The sequence below is a fragment of the Oribacterium sp. NK2B42 genome (assembly GCF_000424445.1).
Taxonomy (GTDB): Bacteria; Bacillota; Clostridia; order Lachnospirales; family Lachnospiraceae; genus Oribacterium.
In genome coordinates this window covers 1-2,006 of record NZ_AUJX01000093.1, presented here as the reverse complement: position 1 = coordinate 2,006, position 2,006 = coordinate 1, and the positions used below count along the sequence as shown (strand labels likewise).

Sequence of the window (2,006 nt, the reverse complement as noted above, 5' to 3'; positions counted from 1 at the left end):
CCTGTGATCGAAGTGACCATAGAAGAGATAGTCCCTGCAGAGAATGAGATGCAGGAAAAGATCCTCGACATAGCAAAAGAAGTAATCGGAACAGATAAGATAGGCATAACTACGGATCTTTTTGCAGCTGGATTGTCATCCCTTAGTTCCATAAGGATGAGTTCTCTCCTGAAAGATAGAGTTGACGCCAATATCAGTATCGCTGAACTGTTTGATAACAGGACAGTGCGTAGCATTGAAGCATTGATTTCAGGTAAGGCTCCTGAAGAGGAATTTGAAATTAGAAGTGAATATCCACTGTCGATGACACAGATGGGTATTTTTGTCGAGAGTGTAAAGTATTCAGGAACTACTGTTTACAACATTCCTTATCTGTATAAGCTGGATGAGTGTGTAGACATGGATAAGCTGGATGAAGCACTTTCAAAGGCCGTAGAAGCGCATCCATATTTAAGTATGACGATGAAACAGAGTGATGATGGAAATATCATTGCTATACGAAATAAAAAGGACAGAGTTGCTATATCTGTATCTGATACAAAACCTGTTTTGGATGACCTTGTAGAGCCATTTGATCTTACAGACGGTACACCGCTGTACAGGATAGAGCTGTTTGATACTGCAGACGGAAAATATCTCTTTGTTGATTTCCACCATATAATCATGGATGGTGAATCCTTTGAGATATTCCTTCAGGATGTGAACAAAGCATACCTTGGACAGACGCTCAAGGCAGAACAGTTCACAGGATTTGAGTATGCTCTTTCTGAAGAGAAAAAGAGAAACTCAAATGCGTATGAAGCGGCGAAGGATTTCTATGACAGCGTATTCAAAGGCTGTGAACCATGCACTTTGCCGGTGAAAGAAAACAAAACATCCGGAGGACATATCGCATCCGATAGCAGGACAGGTGCTACTTCTGCAGAAAGCATCCGTGAGTATTGCAGTAAACAGAATATTTCTGAGAATGCCTTCTTCACAGTGGCATTTGGCCTTGCGCTAAAAGCATATACGTCATCGGAAGAAGCGATATTTACAACTATATACAATGGAAGAAATGATCCTCGTCTTTCAGACAGTGTAGGAATGTTTGTAAAAACCTTTCCTGTAATGCTTCGTTCAAATGAAGGTGATAAGATCACTGATGTACTTTCTGCATGCAGTCAGTACCTTATAGGAGCTATGAGCCATGATATCTTCAGCTTCAATGAAATAAGCAACAGATACGGTATTCGCTCTGATGTGATCTTTGCATATCAGGGTGACAGTAACGGAGACAAGGAACTTGTCATCGGAGGATTTGCTGTTTCAGAAACGGAGGAGCAGGATTTGTCCCAGGCTAAAGCATCTATAGATATGAATGTCATGCTGGATGGAGACAAGATAGAATACGAATATGAGTATGATCCTGAGATGTACAGCAGTTATACTCTTGACGGTTTAGTGGGAATGATGGACAGAATCGTTTCCGAATTGATTGTCAGAGATAAGATCGGTGATATAAGTCTTGTAATAGAAGAGGATAAACAGAAGATAATATCTCTCCATGATTCTTTTTATGCTGTAAAGGAGCGACCGGCATACAGACTGCTTCAGGACAGTGCCGAAGAGAACCCTGACAAGGTTGCACTTGTTGCAGTTGACAGAACTCTTACTTACAAAGAACTCAACGAAGAGGCCAATGCTGTAGGTCATGCGCTCATTGCAGAGGCACGAAAGATCCATGCAGATTCATTCGGTGCTTTCGGGCATGAATCTGCTGTAATGATGGATGACAGTTTAGCGCGTTATACAGGTGGAGTGTCAGGCGACAGGATCGCAACTGGTGGTGTGGTTGGTGGTTTATCGACCGAACCATGTGATGGATCAGAAGGTTCACATGGTCTCGCTCCTGATACAATTGTGGCAGTTATGGCAGACAGGGACAGCTATGCCTATGTGATGCGTGACGGTGTACTAAAAGCCGGAGGAGCATTTTTACCAATCGACCCAGAGTATCCGGAGGA

1 protein-coding gene is annotated in these 2,006 nt (G+C 42.5%); it reads left to right on the top strand.

Features of this window, described 5'->3' with window-relative positions; genetic code table 11:
• The coding region (locus tag G625_RS20240; RefSeq protein ID WP_044933015.1) for a condensation domain-containing protein at positions 1-2,006 on the top strand (2,006 nt) is incomplete at both ends.